Here is a 19751-nt window from a genome sequence, read left to right as displayed (position 1 = left end):
CCTTCACCCAATTGCAACGGATGGAAGATATGCTTAAAAGCTGCAGAATATAGCAGAAAACGGTGAAATTTATCTATAAATTAGGACAACGAGCTCGCAGCTGCGATTCCAAGCTTCTGGAACGCCTCCAGAAATTTGCTTGCGCCGTAACCCATCGCTTCGTACAACGGAGCAATCGCCTTGTTGTGATCGTCTCCGGCAATCATGATCCGGCTGATGTTGCGCTGTTTGAATCGTTGTTCCATAGCAGTTACGAGATTTTTGCCGACGCCTTGGCGGCGATAGTCGGGATGTACGGCCGTACGGTAGATGAAGCCCGTATTCTGGTCAATCGTACCGATCAACGTTCCTACTATCTCCCCATCCACTTCCGCAACCATAATCAATTCGGAATCCCAGGACAATTGTCTGGCGAAAGCCCGCTTTGTGTCTTCGTAACAGTCTTCCTTTAACGCGGCCTGCAAGAGCTCCATCACTTGATTTGCATCACTCAACTGGAAGGAACGAATAAGCATGCTATGATCTCCCTTTTCTCTACTTATAATAGATTCATGTAAATTTGGACGGTTCATTTTTACATTCACCGAATAATTGAATCCAGACAAAAAACGAGAAAAAACTGCTTCCTTGTCCATTAAACCATATAAATCTACGAAATACATCAATTTTCTTCTGTAAGCGCTTAATATGAAGCGTTTACATTTATTTGTTGAATATTATTTTCCAGTTCCGGAAATGTAAATGAATAATATTTTTAACGCTTTCCAATAATAGGTTCGTTCATCTTGGTTTTACACAACGTTTGTTTTTGGAATAAACGGGTAAAAAGTTTAATGACATCACAAAAATCGACAACAACAATGGAGGTACTTTGATCATGGCTTATGAATTGCCGGCACTTCCCTATCCCGCAAATGCGCTGGAACCCCATATCGATGAACAGACGATGAACATTCACCACGATCGGCACCATAATACCTATGTAACCAATCTGAACGCCGCTCTGGAGAGCGCGCCGGAGCTGCAAAATAAAAGCATCGAGGACTTGATCGCCAATCTGGACAGCGTGCCGGAGAGCATTCGCACCGCGGTTCGCAACAACGGCGGAGGGCACGCCAACCACACGCTGTTCTGGCAAATCATCGGTCCCGGAGGCGGCGGCGCACCGAAAGGTGCCGTAGCTGAGGCGATCGACCGGGAGCTGGGCGGATTCGACAAATTCAAGGAGGACTTTACTAAGGCCGCCACAACCCGTTTCGGCAGCGGCTGGGCCTGGCTCGTCGTCGGCAAGGACGGCAAGCTCGCGGTAACAAGCACTCCGAACCAGGACAACCCGCTGTCCGAAGGCCTGACGCCGATCCTCGGACTGGACGTTTGGGAGCATGCCTATTATTTGAAATATCAAAACAAGCGTCCCGATTATATTGCGGCGTTCTGGAACGTCATAAACTGGGACGAAGTGAACAAACGGTACGAGGCTGCGAAAAAATAAACTTAGGAGGCGATCCCATGTCTAAGGATAACCAACACGATTTGACCAACGATCCGCAGGAACTGCTGAAGGCGAAGCATGAGGCGGATGCGCATAAAGCGCAATTCACGAACTTCGCCCGCAACGTCAGCGGGGACCGGCCTACTGACCATGGGCAAGTATCTCCCGATCAACACCGGGAGCCGGACAAACAGAACACGATGAAGACGACGGAAAACCGGATGATTTGAAGCTCCTATGCACGAAAAAAGGCTGCCCTCCGCAAACATAACGTTGGCGAGGGCAGCCTTTTTTAGGTTGTTGTCGATATAGTGGTTTATTCCTCCGAACGGCCGGCTGAGAAGTATCGATTGAGAATCTTTAGGAATACGTTCGGAAAAGCGAGGCCGTCCATATCCTCCCGGGAGATCCAGCGGTACTCCGCGGGGGATTCGCCCGGGGCGCCGGTTTCATAGGCGGCCCCGGCTTCGGCGACGGCGGCGAGGCCCGGAAGGGCATCGATGCCGCCGGAAGCTTCCCGGAAGCGGAAGACGCGGAGACTCCAGTGGATATGGCTGAACGTATGCTCCGCGTCCATAAACGCTTCCGCAGGCATGGCGGCTACGCCCGCGGCGCCCAGCGCCGCGGCGAGCCGGTCCATCGCCGGCCCGTCGGGCAGGCCGGCCCCTTCGGCGGCATCGGCCGCGGCGGGGATGTGGGGCAGCTCCCACATCCGCGCGAGCAGCCCCGCGTCCGGCCGCCGGCGGACCAGCACGTGCCCGGCGTGCTCGCCGCCTCCCTCCACGAGGGCGACAAGCCGGTACTCGGGACGCGGCGGCTTCGCCTTGCTCTTCACCGGCAGCGTCTCCTCGGCGCCCTCAAGCCGGGCCGCGCACTGGGCCATCACCGGGCATACAAGGCAGTGCGGCGATTTCGGCGTGCACACGAGCGCGCCCAGCTCCATCAGCGCCTGGTTGAAATCCGCGGCCCGGCCGCGCGGAATGAGCTCCTTGGCGAGCTCTTCCATCAACGTGCGGGTACCTGTTTTCATGATATCTTCCCGAATCAGAAAATACCGCGACAGCACCCGCATCACATTCCCGTCCACCGCCGGCTCCGGCTGATCGAATGCGATGCTGAGGATCGCGCCCGTCGTATACGGGCCGACTCCCTTAAGCGCGGCCACATCGGCCTTGTTCGCCGGAATGACGCCGCCGTGACGCTCCATGACCTGGCGCGCGGCCGCTTGCAAGTTGCGTGCCCGGGAATAATAGCCGAGTCCTTCCCAGCATTTGAGCACGTCCTCTTCGGGCGCTTCCGCCAAATCCTTCACCGTCGGGAACCGTTCGATAAACCGCTGGAAATACGGAATGACGGTGTCTACCCGCGTTTGCTGCAGCATGATTTCGGAGATCCAGATGAAATACGGGTCCCGGTGTCTCCGCCATGGCAGATCCCGTTTGTTCCGTTCATACCATTCCAGCAGCTCCGTGCTGAAATATAGTTTATTGTTCGCACTCTCCTGCATGTCGTTCTCCTTTACCTTACTCGTTCCACCACGGCAAAAGCGGAAGCCAGATGCCGTTCATGGGTGATGCTGAGATGCACGGCGTAATTCGCCGCACTGAGCCCCAAACGTTCCCACGCATCGTCCGAAAGCCTTACATACGGCTTCCCGCTCCCGTCTTCAGCTACCGGCAAAATTTCCATATCCGCAAAGCCGAGCACCCGTCCGATGCCGCATCCGAACGCTTTGCTTACGGCTTCCTTCGCCGCAAATCTTCCCGCCAAAAACTCGGCAGGGCGCGTGGTGCATCCGGGCAGCAAAAGCTCCCTGGGAGTCAGCACGCGCTGGCTGAACCTTTCGCCGGTTTTTGCGGCCAGCATCTGCTCCACCCGGCCGATTTCCACTACATCATGACCGATTCCATATATCAAAAGATTGACCCTCTTCCTAATTAGTCCTTGGTTAATCGTCAACATTTCCATTGTAGCAGGGAACCCCCCGCCAAGCGAGTCCGAGCATTCCCCTATGCTATAATGGGAAAAACAGGATTCCTGTAAAAAAATCCGGAAAGGATGAGTTATTCATGCCGGACTCTTTTCAACTCACATTGGAAGGCGGCCATATTCTGCGATGCACTCGTTACCCGGCACAAACGGCACCGCAAAGCTTGGTCGTTCTCGCGCATGGATTCAAAGGCTTTAAAGATTGGGGCATGTTCCCGCACGCCGCCGAGTTTTTAAGCCGCACCAACGAAGTGATTACGTTTAACTTTTCGCATAACGGCATTGGCGACGATCCCGAAGAATTTACCGAACTGGATAAGTTTGCGATAAATACTTATGACCGTGAGCTTTCCGATCTACGGCAGCTGATCGCCCATCTTCGGTCCGACCCGGATCTCGCCGCGCTCCCGTTGTTCCTCATCGGCCACAGCAAGGGAGCTGCGGTCTGCCTCATTCATGCTCTGGACCACCCCGCCCAGGTTCAAGGCGTCATCTCATGGAACGGAATCACCAATCTGGACCTGTTCAGCGACGGACAAAAGGAAGAGATGCGCCGGAACGGGCGAAGCCACGTATTAAACGGACGGACAGGCCAACAAATGCCGCTCGACAAAGTGATCCTCGAGGATTTGGAACGGCAGCGCGAACGTTACGATCTTCTCGGAAGACTGGCCTGCAGCAAGGACTTTCCTGTCGCGCTAATCCAGGGAACCGAAGACGGCGCCCATTTGCGAAAAGGATCCGCGGAACTGGTCCGGCTCCGTCCCGATATTCCATGGATTCAAATTCCCGACGGCAATCATACTTTTGGTACGGTCCACCCGTTTCAGGGATTTACCGCGCCGTTCTCCGCGGCGCTTGAAGCTACACAAGCTTTCATCCGGGACAATTTAACCCTCCCATCCTCCCTTGGCGGTTCCGGACAGCAAGAATGATCAAGTTTTCGTCCCGCTCATTCTCTATACTCATGTCATAGACCGGTCTGGAGGGATTCATGAATCAGCTTAAAATCATTCGGCAATGCATTGATTACATCGAATCACGGCTAGATGAGGATTTGACGTTAAAAGGAATCGCCCAGGCGATGCACTATTCGGAGTACCATTTTCACCGGACGTTTTTGCACCTTGTCGGGGATACCGTCACTTCGTACATCCGGAAACGCCGGCTGTCCAAGGCAGCGGAGCTGCTGGCGTATACGGACCGGAAAGTGCTCGATATCGCGTTGGAGTGCGGCTTCGGTTCTCACGAGGCTTTCACGAGAGCGTTCCGGAAAATGTACGGCATGCTGCCGACCGCCTGCCGCAAGCTCGGGGCTCCGCCTTTTGTCACTGCCGTAGCGGTGCCTCACCTGCCGTTCGATGATCAAATTTTTAGAAAACGGGGAGAATGGGATATGGAATACAAAATTGAAAAATACCCGGCCATGAGGGTTATCGGGTACTCCATTAGGACGACGACGGAGAATGGACAAAATAGCCGCGAGATTCCTGCCTTTTGGCAAACTTACATGAAAGACCGGCTCGGGGAGCGTATTACGGGCAAAAAGTACCCCGACGTCGAGTTGGGGCTGTGCGGTACGATCGATGAGGACGGATCGTTCCAGTACATCATCGGGTTCGAGGCAGACTCCGGGGCCGTGGTTCCGGAAGGCGCGGTCGAATACGAGGTTCCCGAAGCGACCTATGCCATCTTTACGACACCGCCGGCGAACGGGGAGCAATTTGTCGATTCCATTCAGCAAACCTGGAACGAAATTTTCTCCGAGTGGTTCCCTTCTTCCGGTTACGAGCAGGCCTGTGCTCCGGACTTTGAGTGGTATGATCGGCGCTGTTGGCCTGAAGAAGGCAAGCAGATCGATATATACATTCCGGTACAGCCAGCGGCAGGACAATAGGACAATAGTTCGGAGAGAGCTACCGTTCGGTGACTAGATCAGTAGCACGGGAGTGCGGACGTTCAGTCGGCGACGGTGTGCTAGCCTGGGAGTACAGCCGTCCTGTCGCCGACAGGGCGGTAGCCTTTTCGGGCAGCGACAGAGCAGCAACCCGGAGTGCGACCATCTGGTCGGCGACAGGGCTGCTTCCCTGGATGCCGCCTCACGCGGTACCGGATGACCGTCTTTAATGTACCGCCAATTGTTCCTGACTGCTGGGCCACACCTTTCGTCTGCGATGCGGTAACTGCCACGGGTACGACAGTCCAGCATCGGCCATTACCGCAACTCGACATTAGCTCGCCTGCGCAGACCTTACTTTACTCATCTTCATTGGAAATTTTCCAACCACCCCAACATAACACTTTATAACATACACGCACCACCATATGCACACTTCACAACTACTCCCACCAAATCATACACCCACGCGCAAAAAAATCCCGCCAAGCCTATAAACAGCCGCTTGGCGGGATTTTAGCCTTTTATTCGTAACGCAGCGCTTCGATCGGATGCAGCTTGGACGCCTTGTTTGCGGGGTAAAGGCCGAAGAAAATCCCTACCGCCGCCGAAAAACCGAAGGCCAGCAGGATCGCCCAGACCGATACCACGAACGGCCAGCCTGATATAAGGGCGAAAACATAGGCCGCAAACAAACCGAGCAGCGCCCCCAGCGTTCCGCCGATAAACGACAGGATGACCGCCTCGATCATGAATTGCAGCATGATCGTTCCCGGCGTCGCGCCGATCGCCTTGCGGATCCCGATCTCGCGCGTCCGCTCCGTGACCGACACGAGCATGATGTTCATGACGCCGATTCCACCGACAAGGAGCGAGATGCCCGCGATCGAGCCGATGATCGTCTGCAGAACGGAGAATGTGCTCGACACCATTTGTTCGGCTTCTTTTCCCGTTTGCGTGAAGTAGATGTCGGGATCGACGTTTTTCCGCTTCGAAATCCAGTCCTTCAGCGACTTGATCGTCTCGTCGATCCGGTCCGGCGATGAAGCGACGACCTCCAGCATGCCGAAGCGCTCGTTGTCTCCGGCCTCGCCGAAGGTGACGGCGGTCACCGGCGCAAATCCGGAATACTGCTCCCCCTCCATGCCGCTCAAGATGCTCTCCTGCGTCTTGTATACCCCGATAATCCGGTATGTGCCGCTATTCAGCACGACCTTTCTCCCGATGGCCCCGCCGGCCGATCCGAACGCCTTTTCGGCGTACTTTTTGTCGACCACGATGACCTTCTGCCTGCCCCTTTCCTCCTGGGAGTTAAAAAACCTCCCCGCCGCAAGATCGATCTTTTGCATTTTTACCGTATCCGAGGTGGTCGCCGTCACGGTAAAACGCAGCGAATCCTGCTTCAGCTTGGTCGTCATTCCATAGGTCAGCGAAGAAGATACGTACTGAACGCCCGGCAGCTTGCGGATTTCGGCAAAATCCCGGAGTCTGAAGTCGGTGTCCCCCCCTTGGGAACCGGCATCGCTCATATTCGGATAGATGACAAAATATCCATCCTTATAGTTCGAAACCATGGAAATGATCGAGGTCTGCCCCGCTTGGCCGATGGATACGACGGTCACGACCGCCGCGACCCCGAACACGATGCCGATCATCGTCAAAAAAGAACGGAGCTTGTTCATCCTCAAGTTGTCCAGAGCCACCCATATGCTTTCCCAAATGCTCATTGAAGGACACTCCCTTTGCGCGTATCCTTGAGCAGTTTGCCGTCCCCGAACAGAAGCACGCGGTCGGCATGCTCCGCGATGTCCGGTTCGTGCGTGACAAGGACGATCGTCGTCCCTTCCCGGTGAATCTCCTTGAAGAGCGCCATGATATCATGCGAGGATTTCGTGTCGAGATTGCCGGTCGGCTCGTCCGCGAGCAAAATCGGCGCATCCATCGTGAGCGCCCGGGCGATCGCCACCCTCTGCTTCTGTCCGCCCGATAGCTCGTTCGGCCGATGCTTGACCCGGCCCTTCAGGCCGACCTTGTCCAGCAGTTCAAGCGCTCTCGCCTGCCGTTTTTCCCGGGAAATGCCGGCATACATCATCGGCAGCGTAACATTCTGCAGCACCGTCTGCCTGCCGAGCAGATTGAAGCTCTGAAAGACGAAGCCGATTTTGCGGTTCCGCACCCGGGCCAGGTCATCCTCGTTCAGTTTATGAACCTCCTCGCCGTCCAGCACGTAACTGCCCGAGGTCGGAACATCCAGACATCCGATAATGTTCATCAGCGTCGACTTTCCCGAGCCGGATGTACCCATAATGGCGACGAACTCCCCGCGCTCGATCCGCAAATCGATATGACTCAGCGCTTCAACCTCCAAAGGCCCGTTTTTGTACACTTTGGTGATATCCGTCAAGGTAATCATTGGACCTTCACCTTGTCGCCGTCTCTTAACGATTCCGCGCCCTCCACGATAATCTGATCCCCCTTGGCGGCGCCGGACACGATTTCAATTTGTTCCTCGCCCTCTTTGCCGATCGTCACGGGAACTTTGACGGCGATACCTTCCTCAGCCTTAAAGACATACGGCTGTTCCCCTTCGTACCGGACCGCGGAGATCGGGACGAGCAGACGCGGCTTGTCCGGGATCTCCATAGCGATCGACACGTTGTAGCCGGGTCGCAGCTCGGGCGCCACTGTCTCCAGGGTGACGGCCATTTCCACCGTCGCGTCCTTGGAGGCGGGATCGGCGATCTCCGCTGTCGGCGCCAGGTAAGTCACCTCCCCGTCGTATGTCCCGGAAATCGATTCCCCGGTCACGACGGCCTTCATGCCCATTCCGGCTTTTCCCGCATCCAGCTCATTCAGGTAAGCCCGCACTTTGAACGACGACAAATCCGCGATCGAGGCGACCTCGCTGCCCTCCGCGATCATCTGTCCCGCATTGACCGCCAACGCGGTTACGGTTCCGTCGGCCTGGGCATGCACTTCATTGCCGCCCAGCTTCTTTTCAAGCGCGGCAATCGTCAGTTTGCTGCTTTGAATCCGCAGATCGTAAGAGCTCAAATCGAGCTCCTCCGCCTCCTGCCCGGGATCCTCGCTCATCATTTTTTTGAAATTTTCAAAATGCTGCTTCTTCGCCTGCAGGCGCTCGGCTTCCGTAAGCTGTAAATTCAGCCGCTCTTTCTCCAGCTGCTCCTTGATGTCCTCCGTCTTAAGCGTCAGGAGCACCTGTCCTTTGGCGACTTGATCGCCAAGCTTGACTTTTACGGCTTCCACGATTCCGCTTCCGGCGGCATAAACCTTCGTGATATTGGCAGGCTCCAGCTTCCCGTTCGTAAAGATTTGCTCCGTGATCGTCCCTTCGGACACTTCCGCGGTTTTCACCGCGGCCGCCTGCTTCATGTTCAACATATTCACCAGAACAAGACCAATAACGACAAGCCCCAGGACAGCCCCGATGATCCACTTTTTCTTTGACACTTCCATCACCCTATCCTATGTCCTATAGTTTACCGGTACATCAGCAGCGCCGAACCTACCGAAAAAATAAGCCAGATTCCGACAATCCAAAGTCCGACGGTTTTACGGGGACGATTCATCATCACTGCGGCTCCGACCACATACAAAGCCAGCTCCCAAATGCCGAACGGGTTGGCCAAGGATAACAGATGATACATGACTCCCGTTTTTTCCGTTATAAAAGCCCCCAAACTGAGCGTCACATCCGTCAATGACTTTGCATCCGAAACAAACAACATGACTCCGGTAATCAATCCGCCGACCATTCCCGGCAAAGCCGCATAACCGGCCAGGGTTACGAGCTGCATGTATTTGGCTTCACCTCGGACAATGAGATTAAGCAGCATAAACAACAATGCCATAATAAAAATGCCGGCCGCTGCAAAAAGCGGAGTCGTAATCCAAGCCATCATTTTACTGCCTGCGATCAACGCATCGTGCGTGGCGGGGTCGATCCCCTGCTGATTCTTAAAGCCTTCCAGCAACGTCTGCTCCAGGATCGGCATTTGGAGATAAACCAAAACGAGCGAAACGAGAATCAAGGCGACCAGAGGAATGATCCAGGCCGTTTTGCTCTCTTTTACCCTTTGAAACGTCTCCACCGGCGACACAAAAATCGTGAACAAGTTTTTCAAACGATTCCCTCCCAAGCTCCCATTTTCTTTCACTAGGTATGTATTGGAAACAAGCTGCTATTATGTATACGGGACCGTACCGCCAAAAGATTCATCAAATTAGGACACGCAAAAAAAAACGCGGACTGCAAAGGGCCATCCCCAAAGCAACACGCGCTTGTTGCGACCTGACTGAACCGTATCAAATTCCCGGAATCGCACTGCGTTTGTGCTCCGTGATCCGGTACATTTTTTCGATCCGCTCCCGAACCTCCGGTTCCACTTCCTTGCCTTCCAAGTAATCGCTGTTGGCTTCATAGCTAATTCCGAGCTCTTTCTCGTCCGTCTGTCCCTCCCAGAGGCCTGCCGTCGGCGCCTTGTCGATGACGCTTTGCGGAACGCCGAGATAGGAGGCGATTTGTCGAATTTGACGCTTATTCAGCGAGCTTAACGGCGTAATATCGACGGCTCCGTCCCCCCATTTGGTATAAAAGCCCGTAACCGCCTCGGAGGCGTGATCGGTTCCGACCACGAGCAAATTCAGTTCGGTCGCCAAAGCATATTGGATGACCATCCGCGTCCGGGCCTTAACGTTACCTTTTCCTTTATAACTCATGTGCCGGTGCTGGCCGATTCTTTTCAACCCGTATTCCACTTCCAGCGCGATTTCATCCACGGTCTCCTCGATGTTCGTCTCGACCGTATGGGTTAATCCGAAGATTTTGGCGACTTCATAGCTGTCCCCGATATCCTCTTGCTCCCCGTAAGGCTGAAAAACGCCCAGCGTCATATACTCGCGCCCCGTTTCCTGCGACAGCTCATCCGTCGCCCGTTTGCAAAGCCCGGCGGCCACGGCGCTGTCGATTCCCCCGCTGATCGCGATCAAAAGGCCCGTTGTCCGGGAATTCAACACATATTCCTTCAAAAACGCGACGCGTCTGACAACCTCCTCCTCCGGATCGATCACCGGCTTGACGCCCAAGCGTTCAATAATCTCCTTTTGCAAGCTCATTCTCCCAGCCCTCTCCCTTTTTTTATAGTGAATGTTCAAAAACTACCTTATATATGTAAAACGCCCCGGCGAATCGGCGGTTATTGCCGGATTGCGGGACGTCTCTCCGTAAGCTTATGCAATTGGTCGTTATCTGCAATAACGGTCGAAAGCGCTGGTCAAATCCGCGGCGATTTCCTCTGCCGAACGGTCTTCGATTTGATGCCGCTCGATGAAATGAACGAGCTCTCCGTCTTTCATCAGTGCGATGGATGGCGAGGACGGTGGATATGGCGCAAAATATTCGCGCGCTTTCGCGGTCGCCTCTTTATCCTGTCCGGCAAATACGGTGAACAGGTGATCCGGGGTCAGATCATGCTGCAACGCTTTGGCTACGCCTGGACGGCATTGGCCGGCAGCACATCCGCATACCGAATTGACGACGACCAGCGCGGTTCCTTTCGCGTCCGGCAAGGCATTTGCCACCTCTTCGGGGGTGCGCAGCTCCTGGATTCCCAAGGTAGTCAGCTCATCCCGCATCGGTTGTACCATATCTCTCATATATTGATCGAAGGACATTGACATGATGTTTTCACTCCCAATTAGATTTATTTCAATTTGATTTATTTCAATTATACAATTCCGGGAAAAGAAAGCCAACTTTACATCAAAGGTCCTATTTATCATAAGCGCGTGTTGAACTACCTTTATAAGTCAAATTGGAAAAAATGCTGTAAATACCGTTCCCTTTCCCTCCTCGGATTCCACGCCGATCTTTCCGCCATGCCGTTCCATGATGCTAAGGCAGAGCGACAAGCCCAGGCCCGTCCCTTGCGCCTTCGTCGTAAAAAAGGGCTCAAACAGCCGCTCCTGTTGGGCCTGCGGAATCCCGGGACCGTTATCGCGCACATATAGTTCTACCCCGCCGGATACCCGCTTCGTTTCAAGCTCCAGTTGGCCTTTATCCTGCATCGCTTCCATGGCATTGCGGCTCAAATTCAAAATCAGCTGTTTGATTTCCTTCCGATTCAGGCGCAGCTCGGGCACCCCCTCGTCCACCTTGACTTCGATGCTTTGTCCGCGCAAATTCGCGTCCGCCCATAAAAGAGGCGTCAGTTCTTTAATAATGTCGTGCAGTCCGCACAACTCCATCGTCACCGTCCGGTTTTGGGCCAGGGACAAAAAGTCGTTGATGATATGGTTGGCCCGGTCGAGCTCCTCCATGACGATTCGATAATAATGATCCAAGGAGGACGGGCTCTTCTCGCGCATTAACTGCAGGAAACCGCGGACCACAGCCATCGGATTGCGAATTTCATGGGTAATGCCCGCGGCCATCTGTCCCACTAAGGAGAGGCGGTCGACATGGTTCAACTCCTTCCGGAACGTCTCCAGCTCCGTAATATCCTGGATAATGAGCACCGCGCCGGTCGTTTCATCGGTATGGGCTTTTTTGATCGGAGAGGTACTGGTAAAATAAATCTGATCACCGCTTTGCAGAAGCTCGCGGGTTTTGATGTTTTCATTAAGCGTTTGCACGGCCCGGGAAAAAAGCACTTCAAAATGAACCTCGGACAACACGGAATCGAGCTTCTTCCGGAACAGATCCTCGCGGGTCGCCGTGGATTCGCTGCTGCGGCGGTACAATTGCATGAACGTCTCATTGACGGCAACGATTCCGGCCTGCCGGTCAAGCAAAACGATTCCCAGCGGCGCTGCATCCATGCTTTGCTGTAGCTTCTCCGCCTCGCGGAAATAATTGCGTGACAACTGCATGACCTGCAGTCTCAGCTTTTCTTTTTCCAGAGTATGCTCGATCATGTAGACAAAGAGGCTGCCGATCACCAAGGTAACAAGGATGTTTATGAACCCTGTCCCCAGGGAAACCAGATCGGTTCGCAGCGTCGCTGTTCCCGTGAGAAACCGCGAAGACGTGATCATCATTTCGCCGGCGACAAAAAAAGCGCAAAGGATGACGACTTTGCCGTGTCTGCCGGTCATTTTGAAATATCCCGAGACGATCAAAACCAAAGGATAAAGAAGCATGCCGGTTTCCAAAATAAATCCGGAAAAAGTGAAGTTTAATGCAAATAAGGGATACAGAAGCAAATAGAGAAGCCCGACCGTGATTCCGTCGCGAAGCCGGCCGTACAGCATCAGGGCAAATAACGGCAAGATTCCATAATTGACGGGGACTTCATCCCACAAATGTGTGGAAAATACCGTGCATAGCAGCATGCTTCCCGTACAGGTGTATAATAATTCTCCAAAATGGCTAATCTTACAATTTGTTCCTTTCCTGGACGCCCGGTTTACGGTGAATTTTCCATAAGTCAACGGAAACAAAAAGGCAGGCAATCCCGCAATCAGCATTTGCAGCAGCACTTCTTTGATCTCACGCACGTTCTCCCTCCTTTGGCGGAAGAGTTCATCTATTTTCGATTAAATCATAGGCGACAAAGTTTTACAATATTTCATGTTTTAGTGAAATAAATATAATAATTTGTGAAAAAGTACAAACAACTTAAAGGAGCAAAACAGATGAGGAATTTCGAAGTTATCGTGATCGGAGGCGGACCGTCGGGACTGATGGCCGCGATCGCTTCCGCAGAGCAGGGAGCCCGGACGGCGTTGCTCGACAAAGGGGACAAGCTCGGGCGGAAACTCGGCATTTCCGGAGGCGGACGCTGCAACGTGACGAATGCCAAAGAGATCGATGAGTTGATTACTTATATCCCGGGAGGCGGGAGATTTCTGTACAGCGCCTTTTCCCTGTTCAGCAACAAGGATATCATTGCATTTTTCGAAAATCTGGGCATCGCTTTAAAAGAAGAAGACAACGGGAGAATGTTCCCCGTTTCGGATAAAGCCAAAACCGTTGTGGACGCCTTGATCGGCAAAGCGAGATCGCTTGGCGTTCAGCTATTGACCCATCATCCGGTGCAGGAGATCATTTACGGCGAGGAAGGCGTGGAGGCCGTCAAACTTCAAGGCGGCGAGGTGATAGCGGCAAATTCGGTCGTCATTGCCACGGGAGGAAGATCGGTGCCACATACGGGTTCTACCGGTGACGGATACCCGTGGGCGGAAGCCGCGGGGCATAAGATTACCGAGCTGTTCCCTACCGAGGTGCCGATCGTTTCAAAGGAGAAGTTTATCGTCAGCCGTGAACTTCAAGGCTTGTCCTTACGCGATGTAAAGCTGTCCGTCCTCGACCCGAAAGGAAAAACCGTGATCGCCCACCGGGGGGACATGATCTTTACGCATTTCGGCCTGTCCGGCCCGATCGCCTTGCGCTGCAGCGGTTTTATCCGCCAAGTTAAAAAGAAGCATGGCGTTTCCGAAGTCACGATGTCGATCAATCTGTTCCCCGACCGCTCTCCCGGCGATCTTGACGCCTTTTTGCGCAGCCTTGCGGCCGCCGAGCCGAAGAAGGCGCTGAAAAATGTGCTGAAGGGGACGATTCCGGAACGGCTGCTTCCGTTCCTGTTCGAAAGAGCCGGTTTGTCCGGCGACACGACTTATGAACATCTTCCGAAGGAGCCTTGGCTGGATTTTGTGGCGGCAGCCTTGAATTTTAAGGTACTGGTCACCGGAACCCGGCCGTTTGAAGAAGCGTTCGTCACCGGCGGAGGCGTTCATCTGAAGGAAATCAATCCGAAAACCATGGGCTCCAAGCTGATGCCTGGCCTGTTCTTTTGCGGCGAGGTTCTGGATATCCACGGCTACACCGGCGGTTACAACATCACGGCCGCCTTTGCGACCGGATATACGGCAGGAAACCATGCCGCAAAATCCGCGCATGGAGAGTTATAATGCAGTTTCCGATCCCCGGCAGGACCTGTTACCGGGGAGTTGTGCGTCGTCTGCTTCGGGCGTTCGACGGGAACAGCGTCCATAAGGGCGATACGAACCGGACAATGATCAAGCCGGCAGGCACGGCAAACACCGCCCCCCACCAAGCGTGAGCCAGCGTGGCTCCGATCACGCAGGTCAACGGGACGACGGCGGGATAGAGAAGCAGCCGCATCGTCCGGGGGGCCGAGAGAAATTCCGTGTCCTCCCGGAGCGGGAGAACGGACATCGCATCTCCTGCGAAGAAGGCTTGTCTATGTCCATTCAGCCAATAGACCAGGAGCAGCAGAAGCGCCGCGTAAACAATGAGATTGACCGGAAAAGGCGGCAGGAATACCGCACTACAACCGAGCAGCGCAAACTGTCCGTATAGTCTTAACGTCCTTCCGCGCAAAAACGACTTGAACATTGTCTCCGCAAGCCGGTCCTCCGTCCGTTCGGAACGCAGCAGTCTGCCGCTGCGACGGAACAACCAAGGGCGGGACTTCGTTTTTTGCGGCGGATCGACGGAATTGGCGAGCAAAAGACCGGTAAGTCTCGTTTTTTGCCGTTCATCTTCGCGTACTTCGGCTTCAAATCGCCCCTTGAGATGAAACCGATGCCAGGCTAGAACGAACGTCAAGGCGGTACATACGGCTAAAGCCGGAAACGCTGTTTCAGGTGAGTGCCAAGCCGACCCCACCGTTCCCGCCAATATAAAGGAACCGCCCAGCAGGATGAATCCCGCCGCCTGAAGCATCATTTGCTTCCAGCCCGACCAGATCACCCTGATCAAATGGGTCATCCATGCGCACACGGCGTTAACTCCGCATGTCAGCCCGTAAACGGCCAGAATGTCAGGCGCTCCCCACCCGTAGATCCGGACCAGCAGCGGTGCGATCAAAGCGAAACAAAGCGCGATAGCCGAGAAGTTGCAGAGCATGCTGACGGCTGCGCCCCTGAGCATGATGCCGTGGAGCCAGCGCTTCTTTTGCTTCAAAACGAGCACATCGGCCGCCTCGATGTACAACAAGATTCCGCTGAAGGCGAATGTGACAATCAGCAGAAAAACCGGCACTGCCGCGTCCGGCAAATGTTGCAGCCAGACCGGAAGCGCTTCTTTCCAAAGGGCGTAGTAAAGCCTTCCAAGCAATAAAAGGGCCGGGATGCCGATATACAGCATCACGATCCCGTCAAAGGTAAACCGCAGCAAACGGTACTGCTCCCGTACATGATCGCTCCATCTTCTTGCAAACAAGCTTTTCACATTCATTCGGTCAACACCTCAAAACAATCGAACAAGGGGGCATCCGGCAATCCGGCGGACGCCCGGATGTCATCCAGCGTTCCGACAGCGGCAACCCTTCCGCCCGAAAGCAACACAAAATCGTCGCAGATCCGTTCCGCCGTGTCCAAAACATGCGTGCACATCAACACGCCGGCCCCGCGCCGCCGCTCCTCCTCCAGCAAACCGAGAAAATCCCGGGTCGCGCGGGGATCCAATCCGATAAACGGTTCATCCACGATATAAACATCCGGCTTTTGCAGAAAGCCGATCATCAGCATCATTTTTTGCCGCATCCCTTTGGAAAAACTGCCCGGAAGGTGATCCCGCACCTCCCGCATTCTGAATTTATCGAGCAGTTTTCCGCCTTCGCGTTCAAACACGGCCTCTTCCATGCCGCATACGGCTGCGGCCAAACCAAGGTGCTCCCATAAGGTCAACGTTTCGTAATAGACCGGATGCTCGGGAATATACGCGTATTTCTCCGGGCTTCCGGCAAAGTTCACTTCCGCTTTCACCTCGGGCAGCAGGCCGAGAATGGCCTTTATGGCCGTGCTCTTGCCTGCCCCGTTTGGTCCGATCAAGCCCGTCAGATTTCCGGATCTGACCGCGAAAAACACTTGCCCGATCATCGGCTTTCCAGCCTCGTATCCCGCCTCTTAAATCGCTACGCTCATTAGTGTATCCGTCATTGATACTCCCCGCTTTTTCTATTACTGATGACTTCTATACGAGCCGATTCCCTGCGGGGTTTCAGTTTATGCACCGATAGCAGCCGGCTCCAATGATGCCGCATCCCTTTTCATAATCAACGGTTTAAAGAATAACAGCACGATTCCGATCAGCGCCATTAATCCACCCGATACGATGAAAGCGGGCGCGGGGCCAAAAACGGTGACCAGATACCCGCCGCAGACAGGACCGATGGCCGCCGCCGCCGAGGTAACGCTCGTTACCGTACCGAACACCCTTCCGATCAACGGTTCGGGGGTCCGCTGCTGAAGGGCGATTTGGAACGGAATAAACGTGAAACCCGCTCCGACGCCCGCCAGGAAAAACATCCCCATCAGGAGAACATAACCGATATGATTAAACGGACCGTGCAGCCCATAGAATCCGGCGACCGCGAAGACGATTCCGAGCAGCGCACCGCCCGCTCCCATCTTGGCCAGTGGAGACAATCGGCGCATTGCCCCCGAGATCCCCGCGGCGGCCAACGTTCCCACGCCGCTTAGCGTAATGCACCATCCCAGATAATCCTCCGGAATCCCTGGGATTTCGCGAAACAAGACGACGATTTGCGAATCGGCGACCTGCAGAACGAGCAAAGCCATCGTAAGGGTCAGCAGGCCGAAGGCGATGAGCGGAATGCCGGCGATCACTTTCATTCCTGCAGCCATGTCTTTCCAGAAGCCCGACTTTTCGGCCGTATTACGAGGCTCCGGAGAATCTTGACTCACGGCTGCCCTTTTTCCCGGCACCGCCAGCAAAATCAAGCCCGACACGAGAAAAGAGGCCGCATCGATCATAAAGCAGGAAGCGATCCCGAAAGCGGCGGCAAGCATGCCGCCCAGCGCCGGACCGATGATTTTGCTGCCCTGCTCGATCACCGCGCTATAGGAGACGGCCTTATCCAGATGCTCGGGTGCGACGACTTCTTTGATCTTTCCGTTTTTCGCCGGGGAAAACAAAACATCGAACATGCTTTTTGCCACCAGCAAAATGTAAACCTGCCATAATTGAGTCACGAATACGAGTCCCAACACGATGACTATTCTTGCCGCATCCGACAGGATCATCAGTTTTTTCCGTTCAAACCGGTCGGCCAACAGTCCGGCAGCCGGTCCTCCCAGCAGCATCGGCAGCACCATGCAAAGCATCGATGCCGTAATTTCCCAAGGAGTCGCGTTCCACTTCAGGCCGATCATGGTCAGCAGCGCTAAAACATGCAGCCAATCGCCCAAATTCGAGACTAACTGGGAAGCCATTAACGCCAAATAGGCGCGGTTTTGAAGCAATCCTTTTTGACCGGCAGTCGCCGTAAGCTTTTTCATTTTTATCTCCACCTGTTCCGTTATTTTTCTAGATTCATCTTAAGGGAACAGAAACCTTCCTCCATCCGCCGGACGCATGATTTGATCTGGATTTGCGGGAGGAAATTTTTCTCCGTCCGCAGACGGAGCATGAGCTTGAAAACATTGCAATTTTAAAAATATTAAATCTCAAATTGTGATAAATTATATTTTTTTCGAAAATTTCTTGATCTAAGATAATGATATTCCTTACTAATAAGCACATTGTGAGAATATAAAAGAAGGCGGGATAAACATGTTGAAAACCGAAGAACGCGGAACCGATTTATCGCTGCACCTGTACCGGGTCTTTGCCAAATCGTTCAAAAGCGTCAACGAGCATGCCGTGACCGGAAGCAAAATCCAGGGCTTCAATCCTACGGCGTTTGCCGTGATGGAGGTTCTTTATTACAAAGGAGCGCAGCCGATTCAACAAATCGGGGCCAAGCTGCTGCTGCAAAGCGGGAACGTTACTTATGTGATCGACAAACTGGAGGCCGCCGGCTATTTGCACCGCACCCCTTGCCCGCGCGATCGGCGCGTCATTTTTGCGGAGCTTACGCCCAAAGGTAAGGAATTGATGGACCAGCTGTACCCCGAGTTTTCCAACCGGATTGATCATGCGCTTAGCGGCCTGAACGAAGAAGAGAAACAAGTAATGATCGAACTGCTCAAAAAGATGGGTCGCGAAGCCGAGAAACTGGCGCCATTGGCACGTAAGTAGGAGACTAGAGCTTAAAACAAGAAAACTTGAAACGCCTTGGTGATTAACACATGCCGCTTTAATACGTGACTGCCTGGTACAGGCCGCGTGTTGGGCGGCTTTTTCGAGTTGCCGTCTGCCTAAAGGAGGAGGTTGATTGGAGTATCGGAAGTCTAACGGATCTCAGTGCTCTTATTGTGCGAAAAAGAGACTCTTCCCCGCTCTAACGGATCTCGCTGCTCTTATTTGCTTCATTTTGCTCTGAAACCTACCTCCCCCCGGTAAATAGCGGCCGTGGCTTCCGTTAGAATTTCAAAAACGAGAATTCTGGCCGAATAACGGCTCTGAGTTCCGTTAGCGGAAGAGTGGTATGCTCGAATGTAGCGCATTAATACGTCTTTGGATTGAGTTTCGGTACGCTAACGGAAATCAGTGCTCTTATTATGCGAAAAAAAGGGCTTTCTCTTTTCTAACGGAACTCACTGCTCTTATTTGCCTCATTTTGCTCCTAAACTTTCCCCTTTTCAGTTAATAAAGGCTTTAGGTTCCGTTAGATTCCCAAAAGGCTGGATTCCGGCCAAATAGCGGCTCTGAGTTCCGTTAATGGTACTCTAACGGAACTCAGTGCTCTTAGATTCTCAAAAACGGGAATTCCGACCAAATAGCGGCTCTGAGTTCCGTTAGCGGGTGCAGAGTTAGTTATTCGACTGTAGCGCGTAACGGCTTGGGCTGAGCTTGGAACTTTGACGGTAGTCTAGCGGAACTCCAATGGTACTCTAACGGAACTCAGTGCGCCTATTGTGCGAAAAAAGGGGCATTCCCCTATGTTAACGGAACTCACCGCTTTTATTTGCCTCATTTTGGTCAAAAACCTGCCTCCATCCGGTAAATAGCGGCCTTTAGTTCCGTTAGATTCTCAAAAACGGGAATTCCGGCCAAATAGCGGCTCTGAGTTCCGTTAGCGGATGGTGAGTTGCTTATTCGACTCGACTGTAGCGCGTAACAGCTTGGGCTGAGCTTGGAATTTTAGCGGCAACCTAATGGAACTCTAACGGATCACTCTTGGCACTCTAGTGGAACTCTAACGGAACTCAGTGCTCTTATCATGCGAAAAAGTGAAACTTCTCCGCTCTAACGGATCTCACCGCTCTTATTTGCCTCATTTTGCTCAAAAACCGACCTTCATTCGGTAAATAGCGGCGCTGGGTTCCGTTAGATTTCCAAAAGACTGGGATTCCGGCCAAATAGCGGCTCTGAGTTCCGTTAGCAGCGGGACAGCAGCTCTTTAGCCGGCAAAATTTTCTGAAAATACGGCCAGGTAGCGTAACAGATGGTTCACCCTATCCGCCGTAGGCGGATCGGCG

The 19751-nt window shown here is 53.6% G+C and carries 20 protein-coding genes; 7 read left to right on the top strand and 13 right to left on the bottom strand.

The window, feature by feature from the left end; all coding sequences use genetic code 11:
• Window positions 1-80: 80 nt before the first annotated feature.
• Window positions 81-515, bottom strand: coding sequence for a GNAT family N-acetyltransferase (locus ACSFXJ_RS03770; RefSeq protein ID WP_435923895.1), 435 nt, complete (start codon window positions 513-515; stop codon window positions 81-83).
• Between the two features lie 362 nt (window positions 516-877).
• On the opposite strand from ACSFXJ_RS03770, the gene ACSFXJ_RS03765 reads away from it, so the two are divergent.
• The gene (locus ACSFXJ_RS03765) at window positions 878-1492 is read left to right on the top strand and encodes a superoxide dismutase (protein WP_435923894.1); all 615 of its coding nucleotides are present in this window, start codon (window positions 878-880) and stop codon (window positions 1490-1492) included.
• Between the two features lie 17 nt (window positions 1493-1509).
• On the top strand, window positions 1510-1722 hold the full coding sequence (locus ACSFXJ_RS03760; RefSeq protein WP_435923893.1) for a hypothetical protein: 213 nt from the start codon (window positions 1510-1512) through the stop codon (window positions 1720-1722).
• A gap of 86 nt (window positions 1723-1808) precedes the next feature.
• Here the strand turns inward: ACSFXJ_RS03760 and mutY are convergent, their stop codons facing one another.
• Together mutY and acpS are read right to left on the bottom strand one after the other, a co-directional pair.
• Window positions 1809-2999, bottom strand: coding sequence for an A/G-specific adenine glycosylase (gene mutY / locus ACSFXJ_RS03755; protein ID WP_435923892.1), 1191 nt, complete (start codon window positions 2997-2999; stop codon window positions 1809-1811).
• An 11-nt stretch (window positions 3000-3010) separates the two neighbouring features.
• On the bottom strand, window positions 3011-3409 hold the full coding sequence (acpS, locus tag ACSFXJ_RS03750; protein WP_435923891.1) for a holo-ACP synthase: 399 nt from the start codon (window positions 3407-3409) through the stop codon (window positions 3011-3013).
• A gap of 152 nt (window positions 3410-3561) precedes the next feature.
• Here acpS and ACSFXJ_RS03745 point away from each other — a divergent pair, with 152 nt between their 5' ends.
• From ACSFXJ_RS03745 to ACSFXJ_RS03735, 3 genes are read left to right on the top strand one after another with little or no spacing between them, the layout of a single operon-like run.
• Window positions 3562-4416: an alpha/beta hydrolase family protein gene (locus ACSFXJ_RS03745; protein WP_435923890.1), complete on the top strand. Its 855-nt coding sequence runs from the start codon at window positions 3562-3564 to the stop codon at window positions 4414-4416.
• Window positions 4417-4475: 59 nt separating this feature from the next.
• A complete protein-coding gene (locus tag ACSFXJ_RS03740; protein WP_435923889.1) occupies window positions 4476-5378 on the top strand; it encodes an AraC family transcriptional regulator in 903 nt (300 codons plus the stop codon).
• Window positions 5379-5407: 29 nt separating this feature from the next.
• The gene (locus ACSFXJ_RS03735) at window positions 5408-5608 is read left to right on the top strand and encodes a hypothetical protein (protein WP_435923888.1); all 201 of its coding nucleotides are present in this window, start codon (window positions 5408-5410) and stop codon (window positions 5606-5608) included.
• 294 nt (window positions 5609-5902) lie between these two features.
• Here ACSFXJ_RS03735 and ACSFXJ_RS03730 read toward each other — a convergent pair whose 3' ends face one another.
• From ACSFXJ_RS03730 to ACSFXJ_RS03700, 7 genes are all read right to left on the bottom strand, one after another.
• A complete protein-coding gene (locus tag ACSFXJ_RS03730; RefSeq protein WP_435923887.1) occupies window positions 5903-7105 on the bottom strand; it encodes an ABC transporter permease in 1203 nt (400 codons plus the stop codon).
• Window positions 7102-7791 carry an ABC transporter ATP-binding protein gene (locus ACSFXJ_RS03725; RefSeq protein ID WP_435923886.1) on the bottom strand — a complete coding sequence of 230 codons (690 nt, stop codon included), beginning with the start codon at window positions 7789-7791 and terminating at the stop codon, window positions 7102-7104. The genes ACSFXJ_RS03730 and ACSFXJ_RS03725 overlap by 4 nt, the downstream gene beginning before the upstream one ends.
• Window positions 7788-8855 (bottom strand): efflux RND transporter periplasmic adaptor subunit, encoded by a 1068-nt coding sequence (locus tag ACSFXJ_RS03720; protein ID WP_435925670.1) that lies wholly within the window; start codon window positions 8853-8855, stop codon window positions 7788-7790. The genes ACSFXJ_RS03725 and ACSFXJ_RS03720 overlap by 4 nt, the downstream gene beginning before the upstream one ends.
• A 23-nt stretch (window positions 8856-8878) precedes the next feature.
• Window positions 8879-9523 (bottom strand): Yip1 family protein, encoded by a 645-nt coding sequence (locus ACSFXJ_RS03715; protein WP_435923885.1) that lies wholly within the window; start codon window positions 9521-9523, stop codon window positions 8879-8881.
• Window positions 9524-9704: 181 nt separating this feature from the next.
• Window positions 9705-10514, bottom strand: a complete 810-nt coding sequence (gene nadE / locus ACSFXJ_RS03710; RefSeq protein ID WP_435923884.1) for an ammonia-dependent NAD(+) synthetase — start codon at window positions 10512-10514, stop codon at window positions 9705-9707.
• Between the two features lie 129 nt (window positions 10515-10643).
• Complete coding sequence (locus tag ACSFXJ_RS03705) at window positions 10644-11078, bottom strand: BrxA/BrxB family bacilliredoxin (protein ID WP_435923883.1); 435 nt, start codon at window positions 11076-11078, stop codon at window positions 10644-10646.
• Window positions 11079-11207: 129 nt separating this feature from the next.
• Window positions 11208-12896, bottom strand: a complete 1689-nt coding sequence (locus ACSFXJ_RS03700) for a two-component system sensor histidine kinase NtrB (protein ID WP_435923882.1) — start codon at window positions 12894-12896, stop codon at window positions 11208-11210.
• Between the two features lie 138 nt (window positions 12897-13034).
• Between ACSFXJ_RS03700 and ACSFXJ_RS03695 the strand changes: the two genes are divergently transcribed.
• On the top strand, window positions 13035-14309 hold the full coding sequence (locus ACSFXJ_RS03695) for an NAD(P)/FAD-dependent oxidoreductase (RefSeq protein WP_435923880.1): 1275 nt from the start codon (window positions 13035-13037) through the stop codon (window positions 14307-14309).
• A 28-nt stretch (window positions 14310-14337) separates the two neighbouring features.
• Here the strand turns inward: ACSFXJ_RS03695 and ACSFXJ_RS03690 are convergent, their stop codons facing one another.
• From ACSFXJ_RS03690 to ACSFXJ_RS03680, 3 genes are all read right to left on the bottom strand, one after another.
• The gene (locus tag ACSFXJ_RS03690; RefSeq protein WP_435923878.1) at window positions 14338-15600 is read right to left on the bottom strand and encodes an ABC transporter permease; all 1263 of its coding nucleotides are present in this window, start codon (window positions 15598-15600) and stop codon (window positions 14338-14340) included.
• A complete protein-coding gene (locus ACSFXJ_RS03685; protein ID WP_435923877.1) occupies window positions 15597-16244 on the bottom strand; it encodes an ABC transporter ATP-binding protein in 648 nt (215 codons plus the stop codon). Before ACSFXJ_RS03685 ends, ACSFXJ_RS03690 begins: the two co-directional genes overlap by 4 nt.
• 126 nt (window positions 16245-16370) lie before the next feature.
• Window positions 16371-17666 (bottom strand): MFS transporter, encoded by a 1296-nt coding sequence (locus ACSFXJ_RS03680; RefSeq protein ID WP_435923876.1) that lies wholly within the window; start codon window positions 17664-17666, stop codon window positions 16371-16373.
• Window positions 17667-17940: 274 nt separating this feature from the next.
• Here ACSFXJ_RS03680 and ACSFXJ_RS03675 point away from each other — a divergent pair, with 274 nt between their 5' ends.
• The gene (locus tag ACSFXJ_RS03675) at window positions 17941-18408 is read left to right on the top strand and encodes a MarR family winged helix-turn-helix transcriptional regulator (protein WP_435923875.1); all 468 of its coding nucleotides are present in this window, start codon (window positions 17941-17943) and stop codon (window positions 18406-18408) included.
• Window positions 18409-19751 lie beyond the last annotated feature (1343 nt).

The sequence above is a fragment of the Paenibacillus salivarius genome (genome assembly GCF_051307165.1).
Classification (GTDB): domain Bacteria; phylum Bacillota; class Bacilli; order Paenibacillales; family Paenibacillaceae; genus Fontibacillus.
This window is presented reverse-complemented; position numbering and strand designations above follow the sequence as displayed.